We start from the raw sequence: 25,799 nt of genomic DNA on the forward strand, positions 1-25,799 counted from the left end.
GAACAGCATAGCTTCTCGCGTTGGCGCGGGCTTAGCAACTTGTCTCAGGGATGAAAACGAAAGAAACCGGCCCGCTTGATTAATCAGCAGGTAATGCAGCAGTTAATGATGCAGGTCATCGGGTTCATGGTGTTCGGATATCACGTGATTTTGCCTGAGCCAAGCCTTGAGTTTCGTTGATTGCACCGGCAACCTGTCTTTCATGAGCCGAGAGTACGTGAATTCCATTTGCGAAGACCTGCCTGGGGCCGAACTGTCCGACCCCTGGGGTGGCGGGCATGATGCGTGGAAAGTGGGCGGCAAGATGTTTGCCTGCGTCGGATCAGTGGGGGATGGGGTTTCTGTAAAGACGCCGGATATCGAAACGGCTCAGATGCTGATCGACGCGGGCGTCGGCACCAAAGCCCCCTATTTTCATCGCAGCTGGATTCGGCTGCCATGGGATACCGAAGCCGAGGAGATGCGCCACCGGCTGACCGCGTCTTATGATATCGTACGCGCCTCGCTCACGAAAAAATTGCAGGCGACACTACCGGCGCGAAGTTGATTGACAAATCACCGGCGCTCTGTCCCATTCGGCCTGAATTGCTGCAAGGGAGACGCGCAATGAAACTGTCGCATCGTATCACGCATTTGACCGGCGGCGGATCTGACGGCTGGGATGTGTTTTATCGCGCGCGCCGGATGATCGCTGAAGGTCATGCCGTGACTGAATTGACGATTGGCGAACATGACATTCGCACCGATGCGACGATTCTGGCTGAAATGGACCGCTCTGCCCGCGACGGACACACCGGATATGCCATGGTTCCTGGCACCGATCTGCTGCGCGACACAGTCGCCGCTCGGATACAAAACCGTACCGGGGTAACCACGACGCGACACAACGTGCTGATCACGCCGGGTGGCCAGTCTGCACTGTTCGCAGCTCATACAGCAGTTTGTGATCCGGGTGATGTGGGCCTTTATCTTGACCCCTATTATGCGACCTACCCCGGCACCATTCGTGGAGCAGGCGCGATTGCAAAAGCGGTGCAAACCCGCGCTGAAGATGCATTTCAGCCACGTGCCGATTTGATTGAGCCACACGTTGAGGGCGCTGTTTCGCTGCTGATCAACACACCGAACAATCCAACAGGTGTTGTGTATTCCCGCGAAACGCTGAACGAAATCGCTGATCTCTGCCAGCGACGCGATCTCTGGCTTATCTCGGACGAGGTCTACGATACGCAGGTCTGGGAAGGTGAACATCTGTCCCCACGCGCCTTGCCCGGCATGGCCGAGCGTACGCTGGTTGTCGGATCCATGTCCAAATCCCATGCGATGACCGGCTCTCGTTGCGGCTGGATTGTGGGTCCGGAAGAAGTTGTTCAGCATCTGATCAACTTGGCCACACACACCACTTATGGGGTTCCGGGCTTTATCCAGGATGCCGCGAGCTATGCTTTGACAGCGGGTGATGGTCTGGAGGAAGAGGTCGCAGCGCCGTTCCGCCGCAGACGCTCTTTGGCCATGCAGGTTCTGAGTGGACAAAACATAGTAGGCCTCGTTCCTGCACAGGGTGCGATGTACCTGATGCTGGATATAAGAGCGACCGGAATGAGCGGCGAGGCGTTTGCAAATGCCCTACTCGATACCCACGCCATTGCTGTCATGCCAGGCGAGAGTTTTGGCACCGCCGCAGCGGGACATATTCGCGTTGCGATGACAATTGACGATGACAGGTTTGCTGCTGCGCTACAGACTGTGTGTGATTTTGCATCCGAGCTCGCAGGTCAGCACGCCGCCGAATAGACGTGGTCAGAACCGAAATGTCGTGCGCAAGTTAAAGGTGTTTGCGTCGAGATCACCATTTGAGCGGGTCACATCGCTGAAGTTCTGTCTCAGAGCTTCACCGCTGATCACAAAGTTCTCGCCAATGGGATATGCGACGCCGATACCATAGACAGCTGCGGTATCACTGTCATTCGATGTATCGGCACGAGCGGCACCAACCACGACATAACCGAGCGCAGGACCGAAATCATACCCGCCACGCAGCTTCAGGCGCGTGACGCCGTCCAAGCTGCCCTCAGAACCCAAGCTCAGGTTCAATGGATCATATTCAAGTTCGCCACCCAGAACGAAATCGCCAAAATCGTAATCGTAACCGATGTGAGGGCCAAAGGTGGTGTCGTTTCCGCTGGATCCATTCGGGCCATCGGCATCTGTGTAACCAAAGCTGAATCCCGCATAGGCGCCCGTCCAATCTTCGGCAAAAGCGGGTGCGGTGCCGGCAAGCAGCAACGCAGCAATCATGGCCGTCAATCGTTTCATACGCCTCTCCAAGTACTTCGCATCAGAACCGTCTGAGGCCCTAAGTGCGACTACCGCTTTGGCACGGATATGGGGGCTTAAACCCTCAATTCAATTCACAATTCACTTTCACTAAGTGAAGATAGTTTAACAGATTTCTCTCAAAACGGGAAAAAAACTTCAGGTATTCATTTTAGTTACGCAAGTTTGGTCGCTTTCGCTGATCCGATCTTAATTCAGGTTTCTCAAAAACAGGTCGTAAACAGGATAGATCGCGTCGGTATGCGGTGCCATACACAACCTGTGAATAACCGAGGGCCGGAATGCGCGGCGAGTATTGGAAAATCCGTCTGGTAAGCCGTACAATCGGCGCAGATCGCGGGCGTGCGGCGCGTGGTCGGCCGTAATCCTATTGAGATAGCCAATCCCAAACTAGCTCAATAACATTCGGAACACTCACATGAACGATCAATCCCGTAGCTCTTCTCGTAGCGGCGGACGCTCTGCCCGTCGTGCAGCGCGTGCCGCCGCCCTGCCCGACCACCTGCGCCCTGTGCGCCCAGGCATGGAAGGTGGCACATACAAACCTCTCAGCCAGCAGGATATGGAGCGTATACACAACGCCGCCCTGACAGCACTTGAGACGATCGGCCTTGCCGATGCACCGCAAAGCGGCATCGACTATCTGGTCGGCGCAGGCTGTATTCTCGGGGATGACGGACGTATCCGCTTCCCGCGCGCATTGGTCGAGGATATGCTGGCCAAAGCGAACCGTTCGGTCACGCTTTATAGCCGTGACGGCAAAACTGACCTCGAGCTTTCGGGCAACCGCGTCCACTATGGAACCGCTGGCGCTGCAGTACACATGGTCGATGTGCATGGTCGCGAGTATCGTGATTCAACGGTTCAGGACCTGCACGACGCATCCCGTATCTGCGATAGTCTGGACAATATCCATTTCGTTCAGCGTCCGATGGTTTGCCGTGACATTCTGGACAACCGCGAGATGGATCTGAACACCATCTATGCTTGCTGTTCGGGTACATTCAAACATATCGGTACATCGTTCACCGATCCCAGCTATGTCGCTCCGGCGGTGGAAATGCTGCACATGATCGCTGGCGGTGAAGACAAGTGGCGCGAACGTCCATTTGTGTCGAACTCCAACTGCTTTGTTGTTCCACCAATGAAATTCGCAACTGAAAGCTGCGAAGTTATGGAGGAATGCATCAAGGCCGGCATGCCTGTTCTGCTGCTTTCTGCAGGTATGGCAGGTGCTACCGCGCCGTCTACAATCGCCGGAGCAATCACTCAGGCAACCGCGGAATGCCTGGCCGGTTTGGTTTATGTAAATGCCGTAAAACCCGGTGCCCCCGCGATTTTTGGCACTTGGCCATTTGGTCTAGACCTGCGTACCGGGGCGATGTCGGTAGGTTCCGGTGAACAAGCGCTTTTGAGTGCAGGGTGTGCTCAGATGCATAAGTTCTACGGTCTTCCGGGCGGTGCAGCTGCAGGCGCATCCGATGCAAAACTCCCCGATATGCAGGCTGGCTGGGAACAGATGTGTTCGAACGTCATGGCCGGTCTGTCGGGGCTGAACATGGTGTATGAAGCGGCAGGTATGCATTCATCCCTGCTGGGATTCTGTTTCGAAAGCCTCATTCTCAGCGACGATCTGATTGGTCAGGCACTTCGTTGTGTTCGGGGGATCGAAGTAAACGACGACACTCTGGCGCTGGATCAAATCGCCGAAGTGTGCCTTGGCGGACCCGGTCACTATCTGGGCACTGATGCCACTCTTGGCCGTATGCAGGTGGATTATGTGTATCCGACACTCGGCGACCGGACATCGCCGAAAGAGTGGTCTGAACTGGGCAAACCGGATCTCATTGAAAAAGCAATTGCCCGCAAGGAAGAGATCCTTGCAACGCCGTCACAGGCGCGATTTGACCCGCTGCTGGATGCAGAACTTCGGAGCAAGTTCAACATTCACTTGCCGCAGTAACCCATTGAAAACAGGCGGCCCGAAAGAATCGGGCCGCCTTGCCTAAGCCTGTATTTAGCCGTTTGTTGCTGGCAGCAGACCTGCCTCCTGAGCGGCCGCTATCTCAGCCTGATCAAGCGCACCGTCGCCATTGGTATCCAATGTCGAGAAGCCATCAGCATCCATATCTGGCAGAACAGCTTGCACTTCTTCGATGGTCAGAACGCCGTCTCCGTTGGCGTCTGCACTCGACTGCGCCAGGGCAAGGGCCGGAAATCCAACTGCAACTGCGGCGAGTACGGCCAATTTCTGCGGTTTCATCGTGATATCTCCTCGTAGGGGTTTTGAGTGGTAGTCCATCCGGACAGGCACCAGAAACACCCTTTAAGAGACGGCTGTCATCGCTAGGTCGGTAAATCCTGTGATTCGCGCCAAAGCCCGCCCGTTTACTGCTGACTGCAGTGCGGCCTCTTGCTGGCCCAAATCGCAGAATCACGATTCGGCAAATCTCCCCCTACGACCAAAGCGCGATCTGGCAGGCCACCGCTCAATCAGGCGACTCACCGTGGCAAAAAGAAAGGGGGCCGAAGCCCCCTGTCAGTTTCGCCATCCAGGCTCATTTCGTTGACCGCCCGGTGTTTTTTTGCCTGCGGCCTGGACGTCGCCTGGGACGAGCGCACCCGTCCCGTGAGAGAGTGGGAAGGACTGATATTCCGCCCCACCCTGTTCCCGGCCAACACAGGCATGTCGGCCGAGTGGAACAAGGCGCCTTTGGTAAGTCTTAGGCTTTGCCTTGCTCCGTATTCGTCGGGACCGGTTACTGTGGCAGCTTCCGGCCCCTACACCCCGGTTTGCCGGGGTGCTTACTTTAGCCGAGATTATTGTTTTCTGACCCATCGGGGTTTGAAGCAATAATCCGACGACCATCAACGCGGCGAACGTGATACCCATCATGTTGTCCGGATTCGATCTGGTCAGCCAAGCGGCCGCGCGTGATCTCCCCCTGACCAGGCACATTAAAATGAGTGTTCAGTCCACTTTCGGTTTCGCGAGTTACTGTGATGTTTTTCTTTCTCACAGCTCTCTCCTCTTCAAGTTATTCACAGAGCAAGCAGAAATCTGTTGGTGACTCTGTGGGTAAGTAAGCGCGTAGTTGATCACCGGTTTCGACCGTGTTTTCCTCCTATGTTATCGACCCAGAGGGGCCGAAAAGGTTATTCCCCTGCCCACGCTATTCAAGCGGGGGAAAGCCGGGGATCAGTGTTGCCGCACTGGTCCCCAACCTCAATTTTTTAGCTACACCCGCTGGTTGCGCCGCAAGTGTTGCACTTCATGCAGGTTCCGTTGCGCACCAGTGTGTAGTTTCCGCATTCACCACATGGATCGCCCTCGTAACCCTGCATCTTGGCTTTGGTGCGGGCATCCATTCCTGTTGCGACCTCGGACACGACCGCAGTTTCGCTTTGAACTTCAAACTGCGCTGCAGTTTCAGCCATGCCATTCACTTCGGCCTGACCGCCGTTGAAGACCACCAAATCCTGAGGCAAGCGCTTGCGCAGATACCCAGTTGAGCTGATTTGTTTCAGTACTTCCAAAGACTTGGTCGCAGCACTATCGCTGATCTCCGAGACGTTCGAAACGCCCTCTTCCTCGCCTCGGCCCAGATCATCGAAGGTTGCGCCTTCAGGCTTCACATGCGCCAGATCGGTGCGGTCCAGATAAGACACGGCCAGCTCGCGGAAGATGTAGTCCAGAATCGACGTCGCATTCTTGATCGAGTCGTTGCCCTGCACCATCCCCGCCGGTTCGAACTTGGTGAAAGTGAAGGCGTCGACAAACTCTTCCAGCGGCACGCCATATTGCAGGCCAACCGACACGGCGATGGCAAAGTTGTTCATCATCGCCCGGAAGCCAGCGCCTTCCTTGTGCATGTCGATGAAGATCTCACCCAGCTTGCCGTCTTCGAACTCACCAGTCCGCAAGTAAACCTTGTGGCCGCCTACTATTGCCTTTTGGGTATAACCTTTGCGTCGATGGGGCAGTTTTTCGCGATGGCTGCGGATCATTTCCTTGACCACAACCTTTTCGATCACCTTCTCGGCCAGAACGACAGCTTTTTCCTGCGTCGATCCGCTTTCCAGCACTTCTGCCGCTTCGTCATCATCCTCGACCAGTGCCGCCGCTAGCGGCTGCGATAGTTTCGAGCCGTCGCGGTACAGCGCGTTCGCCTTCACACCCAGCGACCAGCTGAGTTCGTATGCTTTCTGGCAATCCTCGATGGTCGCGTCATTCGGCATGTTGATCGTTTTCGAGATCGCACCCGAGATGAAGCTTTGCGCCGCCGCCATCATGGTGATGTGGCTATCAACCCCAAGGAAACGCTTACCTTTTTTGCCACACGGGTTAGCGCAGTCGAAGATCGCGTAGTGTTCCTCCTTCAGGTGCGGCGCGCCTTCCAGCGTCATCGTCCCGCAGACATGGTCGTTGGCCGCGTCGATATCCGCCTTGGTAAAGCCCAGATGGCGCAGCAGGTCGAAGGTCGGATCGTTCAACTTGGTGGCGGGGATGCCCAGAACACCGGTGCAGAAATCCTCGCCCAGCGTCCACTGATTGAAGACGAAGCGGATGTCGAACGCGCTTTCCAGTGCGGCATCCACCTTGGCCAGTTCATTGGGGCCAAAGCCGTGACCGGTCAGCGAGGTATGGTTGATCCCCGGCGCGTTGCCGATGGTGCCGTGACCGACCGCGTAACCTACGATCTCTTCGATCTGAGACGAGGAATAGCCCAGCTTTTCCAGCGCCGAAGGCACCGAGCGATTGATGATCTTGAAGTAACCGCCACCGGCCAGTTTCTTGAACTTGACCAGAGCAAAGTCCGGCTCGATCCCGGTCGTGTCGCAATCCATGACCAGACCGATCGTACCGGTTGGTGCGATCACGGTGGCTTGCGCATTGCGGTAGCCGTTTTTCTCACCAAGGCTCAGCGCCTCATCCCAAGCGGACATGGCCAGATCGATCAGACGCTTGTCCGGGCAATTGTCGTGGTCCAGCGGCACCGGCTTAACAGCCAGTTTCTCATAACCCTCGGTCACTCCTTGTGACGCACGACGGTGGTTGCGGATGACGCGCAGCATGTGGTCTGCGTTGCGCTCATACCCTTTGAACGGGCCAAGTTCGCCTGCAATCTCCGCCGAGGTCGCATAGGCGACACCGGTCATAATCGCAGTCAGTGCGCCGCAGATCGAACGCCCTTCATCCGAGTCATAGCTGTAGCCCATGTTCATCAACAGGCCGCCAATATTGGCGTAGCCCAGACCCAATGTGCGGAAATCATAGGACAGCTGCGCGATTTCCTTCGACGGGAATTGCGCCATGGTCACCGAGATTTCCAATGTCAGAGTCCACAGACGCGAAGCGTGCATATAGTCCGCCGCCTGGAACTCACCATCCTTCAGGAAGGTCAGCAGGTTCATCGACGCCAGGTTACAGGCCGTATCATCGAGGAACATGTACTCCGAGCACGGGTTCGAGCCGCGAATCTCACCATCTTCAGGGCAAGTGTGCCATTCGTTGACAGTGTCATGGAACTGGATACCCGGATCGGCGCAAGCCCATGCGGCGTGGCCGACTTTTTCCCATAGATCACGCGCCTTAACTGTGCGAGCGACCTTGCCATCTGTCCGGTTGATCAGTTCCCAATCCGCGTCTTTTTCAACTGCGGTTAGGAACGCGTTGGTTACTCGGATCGAGTTGTTCGAGTTCTGCCCCGAAACCGAGCTATAGGCTTCCGAGTCCCAGTCCGTGTCATAGGTCGGGAATTCTATGCTGTCGTGACCCTGCCTGGCGTAATCCAGAACGCGCTTAATATAAGTCTCTGGGATCGCGACCTTTTTGGCTTCGCGAACTGCCTTCTTCAGGCTGTCATTCTTGTTGGGATCATACGCATTATCCTGCGCACCGTCCCAGCTGCGGATGGCCTCGAAAATGCCGTTCAGCATCTTCTCGTGCATCTTTGATCCGGCAACGATCGAGGCCACCTTCTGCTCTTCGATCACCTTCCATTCGATGAATTGCTCGATGTCCGGGTGATCTGCATCGACGATCACCATCTTTGCTGCTCGACGGGTTGTTCCGCCTGATTTGATCGCGCCAGCGGCGCGGTCGCCGATCTTGAGAAAGCCCATGAGGCCCGAGGACTTGCCGCCGCCTGACAGCGCCTCGCCTTCTGCACGCAGATGGCTGAAGTTGGTCCCGGTGCCAGAGCCGTATTTGAACAGGCGCGCCTCGCGCACCCACAGATCCATGATGCCGCCCTCGTTCACCAGATCATCATCAACGGACTGAATGAAGCACGCGTGCGGTTGCGGATGTTCGTAAGCGGATTTCGATTTGGTCAGTTTGCCGGTCTTATAGTCGACATAGTGGTGCCCCTGCGCCGGGCCATCGATTCCATATGCCCAATGCAGACCGGTATTGAACCATTGCGGCGAGTTCGGCGCGGCGCGCTGGGTCGCCAGCATATAGCGCATCTCGTCAAAATAGGCGCGCGCGTCATCTTCGGTCGAGAAATAACCACCCTTCCAGCCCCAGTAAGCCCAAGCGCCCGCCAAACGGTCGAACACTTGCTTGGAAGAGGTCTCACCATCGAACTCCGCGCCATCAGCCGGAACCGAACGCCACAGGAATTCGGGGACGTCTTTCTCTTTTACTTTTTTCAGCTTGGATGGAACGCCCGCTTTGCGGAAGTATTTCTGGGCGATGACGTCGCTGGCTACCTGACTCCAGCTGGAAGGTACCTCAATGTTGTCCAGCCGAAATACGATTGTCCCGTCGGGATTGCGGATTTCCGAGGTGGCTGACACAAAATCGAGCTCTGCATATGCATCCCGCCCCGGTTTGGTAAATTTTCTTTCAATCTTCATGTCCGCCGCCCTAGCTTCAATCAACCCAATTTCGGTTACTGGCACCAAATCACTTCAGGCAGGGTGCCGCCTGCCGCCAAAATTCTGGGCATAGGTGACCGGTCGCTGCTGCTCACAGCGCGGAACCGACCAAACGGTTGCACGTTAGTGTGGTGTGCTTTCCGACCCTCGCCCGCTGCCATCTCTGATTTTATACCAGATTTAGTGGCAATCTATTCGGCCTCCACAATTTGACGTATACACCCATAGTAGGTCAACGCCATTTTTTGGTCATTTTTGAAATCTTTTTAGTTGACCAAATCTGGCAGCCGCACACCCAAGGGTCTTCCACCGATTCCTCCACAGGCTGGCATCTGGCAAAAACCTGCCACTCACCGGAGGGCTCAGATTGATTTGCTGTTTTTCTCGGCACAGTTACCGGGAAATCATCATCCATCACCCTGTTAACGACCTTGTCAGAGAATCATCGTCGCGAAATGACTGAGTCTGGCATAAGGTGTTATGAGAGGCAGATTTTAGTGGAGTTCGTGTTGAGCATGTTGTCGTTGCGTCTACTTCCCATTCTAGCCATTTTCGTGGCCTGCTCACCACAGGAACAACCCTTTTCGTCGCGCAGCGCCCAGTTCGGAGAATATCCAAAACGATTGTTCGATACCTTCAAAGTCAGCTGCGATGGACCGGGAGAAAACTTCGCACAAGTCAGTGCTGGTGTATTCGAATGTCGGGAAACTTTGCCACCTGACGCCACAGCTTTTCTGATTCTCAATTACGATGGCTTCCCACAAAAATTGCCCCAGAGCGTTCGTCGCATGTCCTCAGAAAAGAACTCTCAGGGATATCGTGTCGACGCGGATTTGTACTTCCTGATCCCTCAGCAAAACGGATCGACAGTAAAGGTTCCGGTGGAAAGTGAGGCATTGGATCAGGAGCTGACCTCGCTGTTCCGATTCTTTGGTGGAACCCCTGTGGTGAAGGGCTGAATGGTAACGTTCGCGCTTGCGACTTATTATGACCCGCACTAAGACCCACACGCGCGGGTGATTAGCTCAGTGGTAGAGCGCTTCGTTCACATCGAAGATGTCAGGAGTTCAAATCTCTTATCACCCACCATACAACTTTTGAGTTCTACGATATCTGTCGCTCAATGCCGGAAAAGCTTGTCAGAAAGCAAATCGGCTGATTATCCTGATTCTAACAGACGTTAGCGAACCCGGATAGCAACAGAAGGTAGCGCATGGCCAAACTGAAAAGGGATATTGGCCTTGTTGGTCTGACCTTTATTTCCGTCGGCGGTATCATCGGTTCCGGTTGGCTGTTCGGGCCACTGCTGGCGGTTCAACACGCTGGTCCTGCTGCAATCCTGTCATGGATCATCGGCGCGGTAGCCATGTTTATACTGGCCATCACCTTTGCCGAAATCTCTGCCATGTTACCGATACCCGGCGGCATAGCCCGAGTGCCTCAGTTTTCGCACGGAAACATCGTTTCGATGGCAATGGGCTGGACCGCCTGGATCGGCTACAACACAACCGCGCCAATCGAAGTAGAGGCGATGCTCAAGTATCTCGCCCCCTATGCTCCTTGGCTGCACGCCGCAGATACAGGCGATCTGACAGGTGCAGGGATCGCCGTTGCATTATTCTTCATGCTCTTCTTCGTCGCAATCAACGCTCTGGGAGTTAAATTTTTTGCTCATGTTAATGCAGTGCTTACCTGGGCGAAGGTGGCCATTCCAATTCTTCTTTCAGCATTGCTAATCGCCAACCGTTTCAACGTTGAGAATTTTACAACACCCGGAGGGTTCGCCCCATACGGTGTAAAAGGGATCATGGCCGCGGTATCAACCGGGGGCGTGATCTTTTCATTCATCGGGTTTCGTCACGTAGTAGACATGGCTGGTGAAGTGAAGAACCCCAAATTCGCGATCCCTGCCGCCCTCATTCTGTCAATTATCCTATGTGCCGCAATCTATCTGGGTCTTCAGATCGCATTTATCGGGGCTCTCGACCCCTCGATGCTCAGCAATGGCTGGGCAAAGCTGGATTTTGGTGCTCAGGGACCCCTGGATGGAATAATAATGTCCGTCGGAATTCTCTGGTTTCTCAGCCTTCTCAACATTGGATCTGTGATAGGGCCGTTTGGCAACGGATTGGTTGCGACGGGTTCTAACGCACGCATTGCGTTGGCTTTGTCCCAGAATGGCTTCCTGCCAAAAAGGCTGCAGATGCTGTCATCCTTCGGCGTACCACTCTGGGCGTTGGCGCTGAATTTTTTGATCGGAATCCTCTTTCTGCTAACCGTACCCTTTACCACCGTCATTGCCCTAAACGGTGCAGCAATCGTTCTGTCCTTTGCGGTCGGGCCAATCGCTGTCGTTTGCCTGCGCGACCTGCTTCCCGATCACCCACGCTCGGTACGGGTGCCGGCGGTGAAACTGGTCGGTATGGCAGCTTTCGCAATCGCCACACTAATTGTCTACTGGAGCGGTTGGGACACGGTCTGGAGACTGGGAATTGCGCTGATCATCGGAATGGTGCTTCTGCTGATCAGGTTTCACGGTCGCCTTGATGAAATGGATGTAACCGAAGCGCTCTGGCTGGTGCCCTACTTCGCAGGCATCGGCCTGATTTCCTACTTAGGTCAGTTCGGTGAAGGCTCGCTGCAACAAATCCCATTTGGATGGGACATCGTGCTGTGCGTGATGTTCTCGATCGTTATCTTTACGCTGGCAGTTCGATCCGCGTTGTCTGCCCGTAAGTTCCAGAGATATATCGCAGAAGAAGAAGTACTGGATCCGACCAAACCTGTCATAGGGTTCTGATCACAACAAAAAAAGGCGGGGTCTATCCCCGCCTTTTCTGATTTGGCTTTCGCTATTAGTGCGCAGTCGCAGATGGCCCGGCGGATTCAGTGGCTTTGGCTGCAGCCGCAGCCGCTTCCTCAGCCGCTTCGTCCCATTCAACCGGCTCAGGCTTGCGGATCAACGCACGCTCCAGAACTTCTGAAACGTGTTTGACCGGAATAATCTCAAGCCCTTCTTTCACGTTGTCCGGAATATCCGCGAGGTCTTTCTCGTTCTCTTCCGGGATCAGAACAGTCTTGATGCCACCGCGCAGAGCCGCAAGCAGCTTTTCTTTCAAGCCACCGATCGGCATTGCATTACCACGCAGCGAAACCTCGCCCGTCATGGCGATATCCTTGCGCACCGGAATACCGGTCAGAACCGAAACGATCGATGTCACCATCGCAAGACCGGCCGAAGGCCCATCCTTGGGCGTCGCCCCATCCGGCACGTGAACGTGGATGTCCAGCGAGTCGAACTTCGGCGGCTTCACCCCGATCTGAGGCGAGATCGACCGCACATAGGACGAGGCCGCGTCGATGGATTCTTTCATCACATCGCCCAGCTTACCGGTGGTCTTCATCCGCCCTTTACCCGGCAGTTTCAGCGCCTCGATATGCAGCAGGTCACCACCCACCGAGGTCCACGCCAGACCCGTGACAACACCGACCTGATCGTCCTGCTCGGCAAGACCATAACGGAACTTCGGCACACCAAGGAAATCATCCAGATTGTCGGGCGTCACAGTGACCTCTTCCGCCTCTTTCTTGATAATCTTGGTCAGCGATTTCCGCGCCACCTTGGCGATTTCACGTTCGAGGTTCCGCACGCCCGCCTCGCGGGTATAGGTGCGGATGATCTTCTGCAGTGCCTCATCGGTCAGTTCAAATTCCTTGGCCTTCAGACCATGGTTTTTGACCTGCTTGTCGATCAGGTGCTGCTTGGCGATCTCGCTCTTTTCCTCTTCGGTGTAACCAGCCAGCGGGATGATCTCCATCCGGTCCAGCAGAGGCCCAGGCATGTTGTAGCTGTTCGACGTGGTCAGGAACATCACGTTGGACAAGTCATATTCGACCTCAAGATAGTGATCCATGAACGTGCTGTTCTGTTCCGGGTCCAACACCTCAAGCATTGCCGAGGCCGGATCACCACGGAAGTCCTGCCCCATCTTGTCGATCTCGTCGAGCAGGATGAGCGGGTTCGTGGTTTTCGCCTTTTTCAGCGCCTGAATGATCTTACCTGGCATCGAACCGATATAGGTCCGACGGTGACCGCGGATCTCGGATTCATCGCGTACACCACCCAGCGAGATGCGAATGAATTCGCGTCCCGTGGCCTTGGCAACGGATTTACCCAGCGAGGTCTTACCTACGCCCGGAGGGCCGACAAGGCACAGGATCGGGCCTTTCAGCTTTTTCGAACGCTGCTGTACCGCGAGGTACTCAACGATCCGCTCTTTGACCTTTTCAAGGCCATAGTGATCGGCGTCCAGAATGTCCTGCGCGCGACCCAGATCCTTTTTGACGCGGGATTTGGTGCCCCACGGCAGTGACAGTATCCAGTCCAGATAGTTGCGCACAACGGTCGCTTCGGCCGACATGGGTGACATGTTCTTGAGCTTCTTCAGCTCGCCTTCCGCTTTTTCGCGCGCTTCTTTCGACAGCTTGGTCTCGGCGATCTTGGCTTCGAGCTCGGCAACTTCATTGCTGCCATCCTCGCCATCGCCAAGTTCCTTCTGAATGGCCTTCATTTGCTCATTCAGATAGTACTCTCGCTGCGTCTTCTCCATCTGGGATTTGACGCGGGTCTTGATCTTTTTCTCAACTTGCAGAACCGACATTTCGCCCTGCATCAGGCCATAGACTTTCTCAAGCCGCTCACTGACGCTGAGGGTCTCCAACAGTTCCTGCTTTTGCTCGACCTCAATGCCCAAGTGACCCGACACCAAATCAGCCAGCTTGGCAGGCTCGGTGGTTTCGCCAACAGCGGTCAGCGCTTCTTCGGGGATGTTCTTACGCACTTTGGCATAGCGCTCGAACTCATCCGCGACAGTGCGCAACAGCGCCTGCGTCGTGGTTACGTCGCCGGGGATTTCTGTCAGGTACTCAGCGCGCGCTTCAAAGAAGTCGTCATTTTCGAGAAACTCGGTGATCTGCACACGAGCTTGCCCTTCGACCAGCACCTTTACGGTGCCATCGGGCAATTTCAGCAGTTGCAGTACATTGGCCAGTACGCCCGAACGATAGATGCCGTCGATTTCAGGGTCATCAACACCGGGGTCAATCTGACTGGACAACAGAATCTGCTTGTCATCCTGCATGACCTCTTCCAGCGCACGGACCGATTTATCGCGACCGACGAAAAGCGGCACGATCATATGCGGGAAAACCACGATATCGCGCAGCGGCAGTACTGGGTAAGAGGAATTCAGAGGCTCTTGCATGCTCAATCCTTATCATTGGCAAGACGGCACCGGTCCCTGATTCAGGCAACCTTTGGCCATCTCCTGTCTTGGACGATAAAGGTGGGGCACTTTGTGGCCCATTTCAACCTCACCGCCGTGTGTCGTGATTCAGAATGACCCGAGGTCTCAGGGACTGCAAGGCATGCAATGGATATATCCACCGAAATTAATGAAGCACCCGCCATATGCGCCTTAAATCGGCTCGATATCGCCCTGCTCTCGCTGCGCGTGGAAATCTGCCTGCCAGCTGTCAAATGTGCCCGCCGCAATCGCATCGCGCATTCCCTGCATTATCTCCTGGAAATAGTGCAGGTTGTGCCACGTCAGCAGCATGCCCGAAATCATCTCATTCGCCCGAAAGACGTGATGCAGATAGGCACGTGAGTAGTTTGAGCAGGCTGGGCAAGAACAAGCCTCATCCAAGGGGCGTGGGTCATCGGCGTGACGGGCGTTCTTGATATTGACCACTCCGCGGCGGGTAAAGACCTGTCCGGTACGGCCAGATCGGGACGGCAGCACACAATCCATCATATCGATACCGCGCGCGACAGCGCCCACGATGTCGTCGGGTTTACCGACCCCCATCAGATATCGTGGCTTATCTTCCGGCAGGAAACTGGGTGCATAATCGAGACACGAGAACATGGCTTCCTGCCCTTCGCCCACAGCCAAGCCGCCAACCGCGTATCCTTCAAAACCGATGCTTTTCAGGGCTTCAGCGCTTTCTTCGCGTAAATCGCTTTCAAGACCGCCCTGCATGATTCCAAACAGTGCATGACCCGGTCGATCACCAAATGCTTCGCGCGACCGCTCAGCCCACCGCATCGACAGACGCATGGATTCAGCGATGCGTTCGCGATCTGCGGGCAGCGCCGGACATTCGTCAAAACACATTACAATGTCCGAACCCAAAAGCCGCTGAATTTCCATTGAGCGTTCGGGCGTCAATTCATGCTTTGACCCATCGATATGAGATTTGAAGGTCACGCCCTTTTCGGTGAGTTTTCGCAAGCCGGCCAGCGACATGACCTGAAACCCGCCCGAGTCCGTCAGAATGGGACGTTCCCAATTCATGAACTTGTGCAGCCCGCCAAGACGGTCGATCCGTTCGGCCGTTGGGCGCAACATCAGGTGATAGGTGTTGCCCAGCAGGATGTCTGCCCCTGTGGCCCGCACGCTTTCAGGCATCATCGCCTTAACAGTGGCGGCAGTACCCACTGGCATAAAGGCCGGAGTGCGCACTTCGCCTCTTGGCGTTTGAATCACGCCTGTACGGGCCTTTCCGTCTGTGGCCTTCAGTTCGAATGAAAACTGCTGTGTCATATGCACGCCTCGGGTCGCTGAACCGGGCAGGCTTTGCCCGATCTATACAGCCATTGCAACCCGTCAGGGCAGCGAGGCCACTCTCTCGGTGAAAAGACGAACGACGCCTGCCCCATCCACGTCTTTACAGACTCGTACCGGCGGGCGTGATGGATGAGGTTGCGTTGCTCCAAACTCTTCCCCATCAAGAACGACCTGCAGGCCTGTTTCCACTGTATCGAACATGGGCTCGTGTGAGCAGGCGATGACGGCCGTTGAATCATGCAGGCCACAACCTTCGAGGCCACCGATATCCCTATAAAACTGAAGATAAAAACGCGATATATCTCGCAGAAAACTACCCATATCGGGCGAAGATTGAGCAAGCGCTTCAAAATCTGCGGTCTCGTAGAGGGTTTTGAGCGTTACATCCAAGCCTACCAGAACCGTTTCGGGTGGGTTGGAAAAGATCTCATCAGCCGCTTTCGCATCATGATAGATGTTCGCTTCGGCATGCGCCGTGATATTGCCAGGACAATAAACAGCACCCCCCATGATGACCAGTCGGCGGATGTTTCCGGCAAACCCGGGATCCAGCTGCATCGCATCAGCGATATTGGTCAGGGGGCCAACGGCGCAAACAACCAACTCGTCTTTGTGCCGCCGCGCCATCTCAACAAGGAATTCGGCGGCATTCAGGTGGTGGTTCTCACCTACTTGCGGAATATCGGTCAGATCGCCAAAGCCCTCGGGTCCGTGAACATGCTCGGACGGGCTATGGCTTTCGGCATGACGACCGGCGGACGCCCCTTCGGCCACGGGAATACTCAGCCCCAGTTTATCCGCCAGAAAACGGGCGTTTCTGCTGGATTGATGGACATGAGTGTTGCCGAACACAGTGGTCAGACCAATCAGGTCGATTTCTGGCGCTGCAGCAGCATAAGCAATGGCCATCGCATCGTCGATGCCGGGATCAGTGTCGATAATCAGTTTCATCCCGCCCCGATAGCGCAGCCAGATCGGGATGCAAAGCGGTCACAGACAACAAATTCCCCACTACTTTACCGATTTCACGCATATGATTCCGGTCGCATTCCATCCATACCAGAGTTGAAAATTCACGACTCAATCCCCAGATGTATACCGTCGTACACAATAAACGAGGACAGATATGACAGAAGACCAGATTATCGGACTGCTCACATCAAACATAATTTACCTTCTGGCGGCAGTGCTGATCATCATTGTCGTCCTGAAGGGCATCAAAATCGTTCCGCAATCCGAAAAATATGTGGTCGAACGGTTCGGGCGGCTGCATTCGGTGCTTGGCCCGGGCATTAACTTTATTGTTCCATTTCTGGATGTTGCGCGTCACAAGATATCCATTCTGGAACGCCAGTTGCCGAATGCTACACAGGACGCAATCACCAAGGACAACGTTCTGGTACAGATCGATACATCGGTCTTCTACCGCATTCTTGAGCCGGAAAAGACAGTTTACCGTATTCGCGACGTAGACGGCGCTATCGCGACCACCGTGGCAGGTATTGTACGTGCCGAAATTGGTAAGATGGACCTCGACGAAGTTCAGTCGAACCGTGCGCAGTTGATTACCCGCATTCAAGAAAGCGTCGAAACCGCCGTCGATGACTGGGGGATCGAAGTCACCCGTGCCGAGATTCTGGACGTGAACTTGGATCAGGCAACTCGTGACGCAATGCTACAGCAGCTGAATGCAGAACGTGCCCGTCGTGCGCAGGTTACCGAAGCCGAAGGTCAGAAACGCGCAGTCGAGCTTCATGCCGATGCCGAGCTTTATGCGGCCGAACAAACCGCCAAGGCCCGCCGTATTCAGGCCGAAGCCGAAGCCTACGCAACCGGTGTTGTGGCCAAGGCCATTCAGGATAATGGCATCGAGGCTGCGCAATATCAGGTAGCATTGAAACAGGTTGAATCGCTGAACGCATTGGGTAACGGCACCGGCAAACAAACCATTGTTGTTCCTGCGAACGCACTTGAAGCGTTTGGTGACGCCTTCAAAATGCTGAAAGGAGGCAAATGATGGCTGATCCCTTCTGGCTGACCTGGTGGCTCTGGCTGGCTGGAGCTCTTGCAGTCGGTATTCTTGAGGTCATTCTGCCCGGGTTCATCTTTTTGGGCTTTGCAATCGGGGCGGCCATCACAGGGATACTGCTGATCATCCCCGGGGTTACACCATCGCTCCCGATTTTGCTGTTGATCTTCGCAGTGCTTTCGCTGGTCGCGTGGTTGGTATTGCGCCGCATGTTCGCCTTACCGCATGGACAGGTGAGAACCTTCAACCACGACATAAACGACTAAATTGCTTTGGCGCCCGGTTTCGGGCGCCATTGCCCCTCTGGACGCTGCCTAAGGCTTTCCCTATATAAATTCTCAGGTAACAGACCCGAGGCTTCAATGACCCACCCAAGTGAACATCTTGAAGGTACGCCGCTGATTGCGCCTTCATCCGTGGAACACCCGCTGTATGATCCAGTGGTCGAGGCTTGCAGAACTGTGTTTGACCCGGAAATTCCGGTAAACATCTATGATCTGGGTTTGATCTATACGATTGATATTGCCGAAGATAATGCCGTCAAAGTCATCATGACGCTAACCGCTCCGGGTTGCCCGGTTGCGGGCGACATGCCCGGTTGGATCGTCGAGGCGATCGAGCCAGTGGCAGGTGTAAAGGAAGTCGACGTTGAACTGACCTGGGAACCACCCTGGGGAATGGAAATGATGTCTGACGAAGCCCGCCTCGAGCTTGGCTTCATGTAGGATACGCATTTATCCACAGAAAACAGGCCCTTGTCATAAAACGGTAATCTGTGCGTTACCGTTTCTTGGGATTTCTGTCACATAGAAATCGGACAACTTAACTGCACCGCCTGAGTAAGTATCTCGTCCGCGACGGGCAATCAGCCCTGACGCAGATGTCGTTGATACGTAAGCAGAGTTTATGTGGTGCGTGGGCTCAGTGACCGCTTGCTATCCCCCTGGAAGGCGAGCCCGGAATTCAGGACCGCTCTTGCCCGAGAGCGGTCCTTTTTTTGACCCTAACCAGCAGTCGCGCGAAATCACTTAATCCCGCAGGTCTCCTTGATTTCAGCAGAACGTTCGTCGAGCTTTTTGACGTAATCCCCTGATAACATTTCCAGTCTCTTGTTTTCAGTACCGGAAACCAGTCCCAGCAACGCCCCGGCTGGCGTAATCGCAAAAACGCTTTCAGCCTGCTGATCCTCAGCATGTTTCTTTTCCGCTGCGATCGCACGCAGGTCACCCTCTGCTGTGGCGCAGTTGACAGGATGGGTCTTCTCGGCACCTGCTGCCGATGCGGTGCTGGCCATTCCAATCAATGCCAGGCACGACAGTCCTGCCAATGCACTCGCCACCTGTGTCATTACTTTCTGTTCCATCTCTAAAACCGCCTCTTCTTCGACAAACAACCTTCAAAATATCGCCTCCAGGAAAGAGGCTAGAAGCAACGCTAATGTGATACATGACGTTGATGCAAGAAAAGGAATTCGATCACATACTAAGAAAGTTAAGCCAACTTGAATGCTCTCTCTTGAGCCCGACCGGTGTCAGACTTAGATTGGATATAACGCGCGACAACGGAGACCACTATGTTCGGCATTCCCGGCAAACAAGCCGTGACCATAACGCCAAAGGCTGCAGAGCAGATTGTTCGCCTGATGACATCAGGTGGGCATGCCGGGTTGCGCATTGGCGTCAAGAAGGGCGGATGCGCAGGCATGGAATACACCATGGACTACGTAGATGAGGCCGATCCGAACGACGAAGTGGTCGAACAGGATGGCGCAAAGGTCATGATTGCCCCGATGGCGCAAATGTTCCTGTTCGGAACCGAAATCGACTACGAGGTGTCCCTGTTGGAGTCCGGGTTCAAGTTCAAGAATCCGAATGTCGTCGACGCATGTGGCTGCGGTGAATCCATCAAATTCGACGAAAACCTGGCTGCTCAGCGCTAAGCGTTTTCCTGCAGATGGACATAGGTTTCATTGAACCGGCGGGTCAGATGTTCTCCGGCACCGATTACCTGATCGGATCCCGGTGGGGCGACGTTGGTGTCATATGACGGGTTAAAGAACAGCGGCACGGATATGCGTTCTTCTTGCCCTCCTCTGACCCGATGTAATGTCGCCTTGACCTGCCCAGCCGTCCAGAACTCAAGCATCTCACCAAAGTTGATCACAAAAGTTCCCGGCGCGGCATTCACACCTTCCCATGTGCCATTTGGCATTTGAACTTCGAGGCCTGAGTTTCCGTCGGTCGCCAACAAAGTCAGGCAGCCATAATCTGTATGTGCAGCAATCCCAAAGTCTTTTTCTCCTGCCCAATCAGGACGTTCCGGATAAAAGTTTCCACGCAATAGGGCCATCGGAGTGTCAAAAGCGGTATCAAAGCTTGCCGCGTCACGCCCAAGGGAAACAGCGATTGCCCTCAAAACACGCATCGCCACGCCACATGCATCGGCATAGTAGCTTTGAATAGTCTCCCGAAACTCTGGCAAGCTGTACGGCCAAAGGTTGGGTGCATAGACGCTCAATCCACTACCGGCATACCGATTGTTAGGGGGTACTTCGTATCCACAATCGAACACTTCTTTGTAGTCAGGGTTTGCATTTGGATCGACCTGTTCGGATTGTGGCGCACCCCACCCGCGGTTCGCGCCGGTGCGTGCCATATCAACGTTGCGTTTGAACGTTTCCGGCATGAGAAAAAAATTGTGATAGGCATCTATTACCTGACCGATCCTTTCGGCATCCAGCCCGGTATTTTCAATGGTCAGAAAACCAACTTCGCTTACCGCAGTTGCCAATCGGTTAAGTTCTACCGGATCGCGCAAATCCAGTTTGTTGAGGTCAAGATTGTCGATCATTCTGCTCTTACCTTTTGCGCGGGCAAACTGCCGTTTAGACATTCCTTTCGCAAGCGGAATTGTCAGCACCCGCGCACGATGTTAACTGGCTTAAAGACTTTAAAAAGATCAGGGAGATACCGACATGCGGCGCAAACTGGCGGCAGGCAACTGGAAGATGAACGGCACCGGACCTGCGCTGGCCGAGTTGGAATCACTGGCTCATACTTTTCCGGATCCGTCGGTAGACATCCTGATCTGCCCTCCGGCCACTTTGCTGCACCGGGCCTCTCAAACGGTTCACCATACCGGAATCGCTGTCGGCGGACAGGATTGTCACGCAGCCACCTCTGGCGCGCATACAGGCGATCTAAGTGCTGAAATGTTGAAAGATGCAGGTGCCAACTCGGTCATTCTGGGTCACTCGGAACGTCGTGAAGATCACGGTGAGCAAAACGAAGATGTTCGGGCCAAAGCACGCACGGCAATGGATGCAGGCCTGACTACAATTATTTGCGTTGGGGAAAGCCTTGAGCAACGTGAGGCGGCGAACACGCTGGATATTATCGGCGGTCAGATGTCCGGTTCAATTCCGGATCAGTCGACTGGCGAAAACCTCGTGGTGGCTTACGAGCCGATCTGGGCAATCGGCACCGGCAAAGTTCCTACGCTGGAAGAAATCGGTGAGGTTCACGATTTCATGCGTGCGCGATTGGAGCGCCGCTTTGGCGAGGGCGTGGGTCGTTCAGTCCGGCTCCTCTATGGTGGCTCGGTCAAACCCTCCAACGCAGCCGAAATCTTTGGTGTGTCAAATGTTGATGGCGCACTGGTCGGTGGCGCGAGCCTGAAGGCAGAGGATTTCTCGGGCATCATTCGCGCACTCGAAGGCGCTTAACCGCTTCAATGACCGAGCGGCCTTATTCAGCGATATCTTCTGCCCATAACTCGGGCTTCTCTTCGATGAAGCGCCGCATCAAGGCAATGCAATCAGGGTCTTCCGCCAGGATGACCTCGACCCCGCGCTGACGCAGAAACTCTTCATTGCCCCCGAAATTCACAGTGTCACCGATGACGACTCGCGGAATACCAAACTGAACGATGGTACCTGCGCACATCATGCAAGGTGACAGCGAAGTATAAAGCACGGTGTCGCGATAGCTTTTTTGCCGCCCGGCCTTGCGCAGGGCATCCATCTCACCATGTGCGATAGGATCGCCCTTCTGCACACGTTGATTGCGGCCCTGAGCAACCACCTGCCCTGCACGCGCAAGAACAGAACCGATCGGGCAACCACCTTCGTCAAAACCAGCTTTGGCTTCTTCATAGGCAATTCGCAGCATTTGTGCGTCAGTTTCGTTCAGCATAAGTGGTACGGCTCCAATGGCTTTCAGTGCAGCCTGCCGAATACCCGCTCAGCGGTCAACGGCAGGTTGCATCAGACATCAGGCCAGTTTCATCGTGATCAACCCCACTACGATCAAGACAGCCGCCAAAATGCGCATTGGCGTCAGCGCTTCGCCCAAAAGCATCACACCTACGAGGAATGCACCAACCGCGCCGATCCCGGTCCAGATCACATAGGCCGTTCCAAGCGGCAGTGTGCGCATCGACAGAGCCAATAGGCCGAATGATCCCACCATTGAAACACCCATGATAGCAGTGGGCCACAAACGAGCAAAACCCGCCGACTGCTTCATGGCTACAGCCCAGACGATTTCAAGCAGACCTGCAAAAAGAAGATAAATCCAAGGCATGAAGAGACCTCAATATCCGTTCGGGTCGTCCCGAATGATATCCCGTGATGGTGAGGTCGTCCTCTGCTCTTCAGTTATAAACAGAAACTGAAATTGCAAGGTCAACGAGCGACAAAGCTTTGTGAAAACCGAGACTATTACGTCCTGATACCAAAAGCCATTGGAGCTCCAAAGAAGTCGTCATCAATCAATCTTGGACGAACACAATATTTTGATGCTAGACACCCAAAAGTTTGAGTCTGAACTCCGCAAGGCGCGGAAAACAGGCCGTTTTGAAGAATGAGATTATAAGAGGCTCAGAGCATGTCGCGTCAGAAGTTCTGCGTTGTCTGCATGAAGTGGGGTACGATGTATGGCAACGAATATGTCAACATGCTCCATCGTGCGGTCAGCGATCATCTGCAGGTCGATCACGACTTCATTTGTATAACGGACAATTTCGAAGGTCTGGATTCGGGGATCAAATGCCGCCCCCTCGACTTCCCTCAGATGGCCCAGTCCAATTGGGAATATGGCAAGTTTCCAAAGGTCCTCATGTTCGACAGACGTATCGTCGAAGGATATGATGCAGCGCTGTTTCTGGATCTCGACATCATGGTGACAGGCGATCTAACACCATTGCTGAAAATAGTTCGGGATAAGGGCGGTCTGTACCTGATGCCCAAGTTCCGCGGTTTGCTCTGGCGCATGATCCCGGCTGCATTCTGGGATCTGGTTCCAGGGTTCATGAATCAGGTTACACGCGGGAATTCCTCGGTCGTTGGTTTCGTTCCAGCCGAGCAATTCCATTTGTACGATAATTTTGATGCAGCAAAACATCATGACGAATATGGGAATGATCAGAACTACGTGTCCAAACTGGCTTACAAGCGCAAGTGCTATCCCAAGAACTGGTGCATCGGGCTTGTCCATCTGGTGCCCTATTGGCCCTTCGGCCTGATTTTTAAGACCTATCGCAAACTTCCAGACCGGCCGAAGATCGTGATCTTTCATGGCCGGCCAAACCCCGATGAACTGGTGAACGATGATATCGGTTATTGGAGTATCGGGCGGCGGCACGCCTACGGTGGTATCGGCTGGGTCGCCGATTATCTGCAAAAATATGGCAGCTGATCTTTCGAACATTCAGGGCCAGTTTTTCAACCGGCCCTGAATGCGGAACATGATTTCCTAGTTTGTCACTATTTCCGGCCCCATGAACGTGTTCGGCAAGAATGTCGAAAGCCATGGGATGTAGGTGACCATGATCAGGAAGACGAACAGTACAGCCAGGAATGGCAGCGCGGCCTTGACGACGCGCATCATTGGCATCCCGGCAACGCCCGAGGTCACGAACAAGTTCAACCCGACCGGAGGCGTGATCATCCCGATCTCCATGTTCACCACCATGATGATGCCCAAATGGATCGGATCAATATTCAGTTCGATTGCTATCGGGAAAACCAACGGTGCGACGATGACCAACAGGCCTGAAGGCTCCATAAACTGACCACCGATCAACAGGATCACGTTGACCACGATCAGGAACGTGATCGGCCCAAGCCCGGCAGACAACATCGCCTCGGCGATATGTTGCGGCACCTGTTCATCCGTCAAAACGTGCTTGAGGATGAGCGCGTTGGCGATAACGAACAACAGCGTCACGGTCAGTTTTCCGGCTTCAAACAGCGTATGTTTGGTATCGGGATGGAAGAATGCGGTGATCAGCGCATAAGGTTTCTTCAGCAGCGAGAGGTTCTGTGTCCCTTCTGCCGTGCTGAGCGGCCCCATGTCCTTGTATACGAAGCTTGCAATGAAGAACGCATACACCGCTGCAACAGCAGCAGCCTCAGTTGGGGTAAAGATACCCCCATAGATCCCGCCAAGAATGATCACGATCAGGAATAGGCCCCAACCGGCCTCGCGTGCCGAAACAAAGATCTCACCCCAGCCCTTCCAATCTCCCTTTGGCAGGTCCTTGACCTTGGCCATGATGTAGATGGTGACCATCAACATAAGGCCAGCCAGCAATCCCGGAATGACACCAGCCAGGAACATCCGGCCAACCGAAACTTCGACAGCGGCGGCATAGACCACCATCACAATGGACGGAGGAATCAGAATCCCGAGTGTGCCCGCGTTACAGATCACGCCAGCAGCGAATTCCTTGGAATAACCTACCTGCCGCATCCCGGCGATCACGATGGATCCGATGGCAACAACTGTCGCCGGGGACGAACCGGACAGTGCAGCAAACAGCATACAGGCAAACACACCCGCAATTGCCAGACCGCCGGGCAAATGCCCCACGCAAGCAATCGAGAACCTGATGATCCGGCGAGCCACACCACCGGTCGTCATGAAAGACGACGCAAGGATAAAGAACGGGATAGCCAGCAGCGTAAAGTGTCCCTCAAACGCCTCAAACAGAGTACCGGCGACTGATGCCAGTGAACTGTCGGAATACATCAGCAAAAACAGGGTCGAGCTGAGACCAAGCGCAACCGCGATCGGAACACCGATCAGCAGCAGGCCGATGACCATGGAGAATAGAATTACAACGTCCATTAGTCATGCTCTCCTTGCTGAGCCCGGACCTCTTCGATCTCGTCTTCAACTTCGTGGCTTGCAACAAGGCGATCCGTCTCTCCGCGCCAGATCTGAACAGCGACCTGCGCAAAACGAATGACCAACAACAACATCGACAGGGGAAGAACGAGATAAGGCACCACTTTGGGCAGCTTCTCGTAGTATTCCCCATAATTAATGAGGTCTTCGAGAAAGCGCAGCGGAGCGATCATCGGAATGTCATCGACTTCATAAAAGCTCTGACTGCGCGCGCCGGTGTCGAACCCTGTCGGGAACCATCTGCCCGATGTGGGTGGCAGGTCGGCGAAAACCGCCCAATAATCATAAGTTCCTTTGAGCATCAGAAGCGAAAACGCCAAACAACATGCAACCGCCACCAGTGCCATAATCCGGCGAGGTGCAGGTGCCAGCATGTTCAGGATTGCGTCCACACCTAGATGGGCGTGCTTCTTGACCGCATAGGATGCCCCCAGCAGCACAAGCCACCCAAAGGTGAATACGGTCAGTTCCAGTGCCCAGAGAATGTTGGAATTAAAGACGAACCGCGCAATCACGTTGGCAAATGTGATGACCGTCATCAGGCCAAGTAGCAACGCGATCAGGGTTTCTTCGATTTGGTCGACCAGCCCCGATGGGCCGGATTTCGCACCAGACATCTCATTGTCCCCATATTTTTATGATGAGAGTGGAATGCGGCGGGCCTGTATCGGCCCGCCTGACCTGCGCGTCCACAACTCCCCAGTCCCTGGACGGCGCGGTCTTGAA

Annotated in this window: 25 protein-coding genes and 1 tRNA gene; 12 read left to right on the forward strand and 14 right to left on the reverse strand. The window is 54.6% G+C overall.

Going from position 1 to position 25,799, the window contains the following annotated elements; translation table 11 throughout:
* Positions 1-202: 202 nt before the first annotated feature.
* Both ACR0IO_RS00310 and ACR0IO_RS00315 read left to right on the forward strand, forming a co-directional pair.
* Positions 203-547 (forward strand): MmcQ/YjbR family DNA-binding protein, encoded by a 345-nt coding sequence (locus tag ACR0IO_RS00310; protein WP_170333114.1) that lies wholly within the window; start codon positions 203-205, stop codon positions 545-547.
* A 59-nt stretch (positions 548-606) separates the two neighbouring features.
* Positions 607-1,794 (forward strand): pyridoxal phosphate-dependent aminotransferase, encoded by a 1,188-nt coding sequence (locus ACR0IO_RS00315; RefSeq protein WP_480738470.1) that lies wholly within the window; start codon positions 607-609, stop codon positions 1,792-1,794.
* Between the two features lie 6 nt (positions 1,795-1,800).
* Here ACR0IO_RS00315 and ACR0IO_RS00320 read toward each other — a convergent pair whose 3' ends face one another.
* Positions 1,801-2,316, reverse strand: coding sequence for an outer membrane protein (locus tag ACR0IO_RS00320; RefSeq protein ID WP_480738472.1), 516 nt, complete (start codon positions 2,314-2,316; stop codon positions 1,801-1,803).
* 439 nt (positions 2,317-2,755) lie between these two features.
* Between ACR0IO_RS00320 and ACR0IO_RS00325 the strand changes: the two genes are divergently transcribed.
* Entirely contained in the window at positions 2,756-4,300 is a 1,545-nt protein-coding gene (locus ACR0IO_RS00325; RefSeq protein ID WP_170333109.1) for a trimethylamine methyltransferase family protein, read from the forward strand.
* Positions 4,301-4,354: 54 nt separating this feature from the next.
* Here the strand turns inward: ACR0IO_RS00325 and ACR0IO_RS00330 are convergent, their stop codons facing one another.
* The 4 genes from ACR0IO_RS00330 to ACR0IO_RS00345 all read right to left on the reverse strand — a co-directional run bounded on the left by ACR0IO_RS00330 (position 4,355) and on the right by ACR0IO_RS00345 (position 9,637).
* A complete protein-coding gene (locus ACR0IO_RS00330; protein ID WP_155141966.1) occupies positions 4,355-4,600 on the reverse strand; it encodes an EF-hand domain-containing protein in 246 nt (81 codons plus the stop codon).
* A gap of 547 nt (positions 4,601-5,147) precedes the next feature.
* Positions 5,148-5,357, reverse strand: coding sequence for a DUF3892 domain-containing protein (locus ACR0IO_RS00335; protein WP_480738474.1), 210 nt, complete (start codon positions 5,355-5,357; stop codon positions 5,148-5,150).
* 214 nt (positions 5,358-5,571) lie between these two features.
* Positions 5,572-9,201 carry a vitamin B12-dependent ribonucleotide reductase gene (locus ACR0IO_RS00340; RefSeq protein WP_480738476.1) on the reverse strand — a complete coding sequence of 1,210 codons (3,630 nt, stop codon included), beginning with the start codon at positions 9,199-9,201 and terminating at the stop codon, positions 5,572-5,574.
* Positions 9,202-9,454: 253 nt separating this feature from the next.
* Complete coding sequence (locus ACR0IO_RS00345) at positions 9,455-9,637, reverse strand: hypothetical protein (RefSeq protein ID WP_155141970.1); 183 nt, start codon at positions 9,635-9,637, stop codon at positions 9,455-9,457.
* 40 nt (positions 9,638-9,677) lie between these two features.
* Between ACR0IO_RS00345 and ACR0IO_RS00350 the strand changes: the two genes are divergently transcribed.
* From ACR0IO_RS00350 to ACR0IO_RS00360, 3 genes are all read left to right on the forward strand, one after another.
* Entirely contained in the window at positions 9,678-10,181 is a 504-nt protein-coding gene (locus tag ACR0IO_RS00350) for a hypothetical protein (protein WP_480738480.1), read from the forward strand.
* Positions 10,182-10,236: 55 nt separating this feature from the next.
* A tRNA-Val gene (locus tag ACR0IO_RS00355) sits at positions 10,237-10,311 on the forward strand.
* A 124-nt stretch (positions 10,312-10,435) separates the two neighbouring features.
* Positions 10,436-12,022: an APC family permease gene (locus ACR0IO_RS00360; RefSeq protein ID WP_480738481.1), complete on the forward strand. Its 1,587-nt coding sequence runs from the start codon at positions 10,436-10,438 to the stop codon at positions 12,020-12,022.
* A gap of 55 nt (positions 12,023-12,077) precedes the next feature.
* Here ACR0IO_RS00360 and lon read toward each other — a convergent pair whose 3' ends face one another.
* The 3 genes from lon to ACR0IO_RS00375 form a co-directional block, all read right to left on the reverse strand.
* Positions 12,078-14,486: an endopeptidase La gene (gene lon / locus ACR0IO_RS00365; protein WP_155141974.1), complete on the reverse strand. Its 2,409-nt coding sequence runs from the start codon at positions 14,484-14,486 to the stop codon at positions 12,078-12,080.
* Positions 14,487-14,699: 213 nt separating this feature from the next.
* Entirely contained in the window at positions 14,700-15,830 is a 1,131-nt protein-coding gene (gene tgt / locus ACR0IO_RS00370; RefSeq protein WP_480738484.1) for a tRNA guanosine(34) transglycosylase Tgt, read from the reverse strand.
* A 63-nt stretch (positions 15,831-15,893) separates the two neighbouring features.
* Positions 15,894-16,805 (reverse strand): nucleoside hydrolase, encoded by a 912-nt coding sequence (locus tag ACR0IO_RS00375; RefSeq protein WP_480738486.1) that lies wholly within the window; start codon positions 16,803-16,805, stop codon positions 15,894-15,896.
* 175 nt (positions 16,806-16,980) lie between these two features.
* Here ACR0IO_RS00375 and ACR0IO_RS00380 point away from each other — a divergent pair, with 175 nt between their 5' ends.
* From ACR0IO_RS00380 to ACR0IO_RS00390, 3 genes are all read left to right on the forward strand, one after another.
* Positions 16,981-17,871, forward strand: a complete 891-nt coding sequence (locus ACR0IO_RS00380) for an SPFH domain-containing protein (protein WP_155141979.1) — start codon at positions 16,981-16,983, stop codon at positions 17,869-17,871.
* Complete coding sequence (locus tag ACR0IO_RS00385; RefSeq protein ID WP_480738489.1) at positions 17,871-18,149, forward strand: NfeD family protein; 279 nt, start codon at positions 17,871-17,873, stop codon at positions 18,147-18,149. Before ACR0IO_RS00380 ends, ACR0IO_RS00385 begins: the two co-directional genes overlap by 1 nt.
* Positions 18,150-18,245: 96 nt before the next feature.
* Complete coding sequence (locus ACR0IO_RS00390; RefSeq protein WP_155141983.1) at positions 18,246-18,608, forward strand: SUF system Fe-S cluster assembly protein; 363 nt, start codon at positions 18,246-18,248, stop codon at positions 18,606-18,608.
* 299 nt (positions 18,609-18,907) lie between these two features.
* On the opposite strand, the gene ACR0IO_RS00395 is transcribed toward ACR0IO_RS00390, so the two are convergent.
* On the reverse strand, positions 18,908-19,246 hold the full coding sequence (locus tag ACR0IO_RS00395; RefSeq protein ID WP_480738491.1) for a hypothetical protein: 339 nt from the start codon (positions 19,244-19,246) through the stop codon (positions 18,908-18,910).
* Between the two features lie 210 nt (positions 19,247-19,456).
* On the opposite strand from ACR0IO_RS00395, the gene ACR0IO_RS00400 reads away from it, so the two are divergent.
* A complete protein-coding gene (locus ACR0IO_RS00400) occupies positions 19,457-19,822 on the forward strand; it encodes a HesB/IscA family protein (RefSeq protein ID WP_480738493.1) in 366 nt (121 codons plus the stop codon).
* On the opposite strand, the gene ACR0IO_RS00405 is transcribed toward ACR0IO_RS00400, so the two are convergent.
* Positions 19,819-20,733: an isopenicillin N synthase family dioxygenase gene (locus tag ACR0IO_RS00405; RefSeq protein WP_480738495.1), complete on the reverse strand. Its 915-nt coding sequence runs from the start codon at positions 20,731-20,733 to the stop codon at positions 19,819-19,821. The genes ACR0IO_RS00400 and ACR0IO_RS00405 overlap by 4 nt on opposite strands.
* Before the next feature lie 124 nt (positions 20,734-20,857).
* On the opposite strand from ACR0IO_RS00405, the gene tpiA reads away from it, so the two are divergent.
* Positions 20,858-21,607: a triose-phosphate isomerase gene (gene tpiA / locus ACR0IO_RS00410; RefSeq protein WP_480738497.1), complete on the forward strand. Its 750-nt coding sequence runs from the start codon at positions 20,858-20,860 to the stop codon at positions 21,605-21,607.
* Between the two features lie 22 nt (positions 21,608-21,629).
* On the opposite strand, the gene ACR0IO_RS00415 is transcribed toward tpiA, so the two are convergent.
* Together ACR0IO_RS00415 and ACR0IO_RS00420 are read right to left on the reverse strand one after the other, a co-directional pair.
* On the reverse strand, positions 21,630-22,076 hold the full coding sequence (locus ACR0IO_RS00415; RefSeq protein WP_480738499.1) for a nucleoside deaminase: 447 nt from the start codon (positions 22,074-22,076) through the stop codon (positions 21,630-21,632).
* Positions 22,077-22,154: 78 nt separating this feature from the next.
* Entirely contained in the window at positions 22,155-22,466 is a 312-nt protein-coding gene (locus ACR0IO_RS00420) for a DMT family transporter (RefSeq protein WP_480738501.1), read from the reverse strand.
* Between the two features lie 303 nt (positions 22,467-22,769).
* On the opposite strand from ACR0IO_RS00420, the gene ACR0IO_RS00425 reads away from it, so the two are divergent.
* Positions 22,770-23,579, forward strand: coding sequence for a hypothetical protein (locus tag ACR0IO_RS00425; protein ID WP_155141996.1), 810 nt, complete (start codon positions 22,770-22,772; stop codon positions 23,577-23,579).
* Positions 23,580-23,636: 57 nt separating this feature from the next.
* On the opposite strand, the gene ACR0IO_RS00430 is transcribed toward ACR0IO_RS00425, so the two are convergent.
* Both ACR0IO_RS00430 and ACR0IO_RS00435 read right to left on the reverse strand, forming a co-directional pair.
* The gene (locus ACR0IO_RS00430; protein WP_480738503.1) at positions 23,637-25,013 is read right to left on the reverse strand and encodes a TRAP transporter large permease; all 1,377 of its coding nucleotides are present in this window, start codon (positions 25,011-25,013) and stop codon (positions 23,637-23,639) included.
* The gene (locus ACR0IO_RS00435) at positions 25,013-25,690 is read right to left on the reverse strand and encodes a TRAP transporter small permease (protein WP_480738504.1); all 678 of its coding nucleotides are present in this window, start codon (positions 25,688-25,690) and stop codon (positions 25,013-25,015) included. Before ACR0IO_RS00435 ends, ACR0IO_RS00430 begins: the two co-directional genes overlap by 1 nt.
* Between the last annotated feature and the right edge of the window lie 109 nt (positions 25,691-25,799).

The sequence above is a fragment of the Ruegeria sp. CE12 genome, from assembly GCF_056537525.1.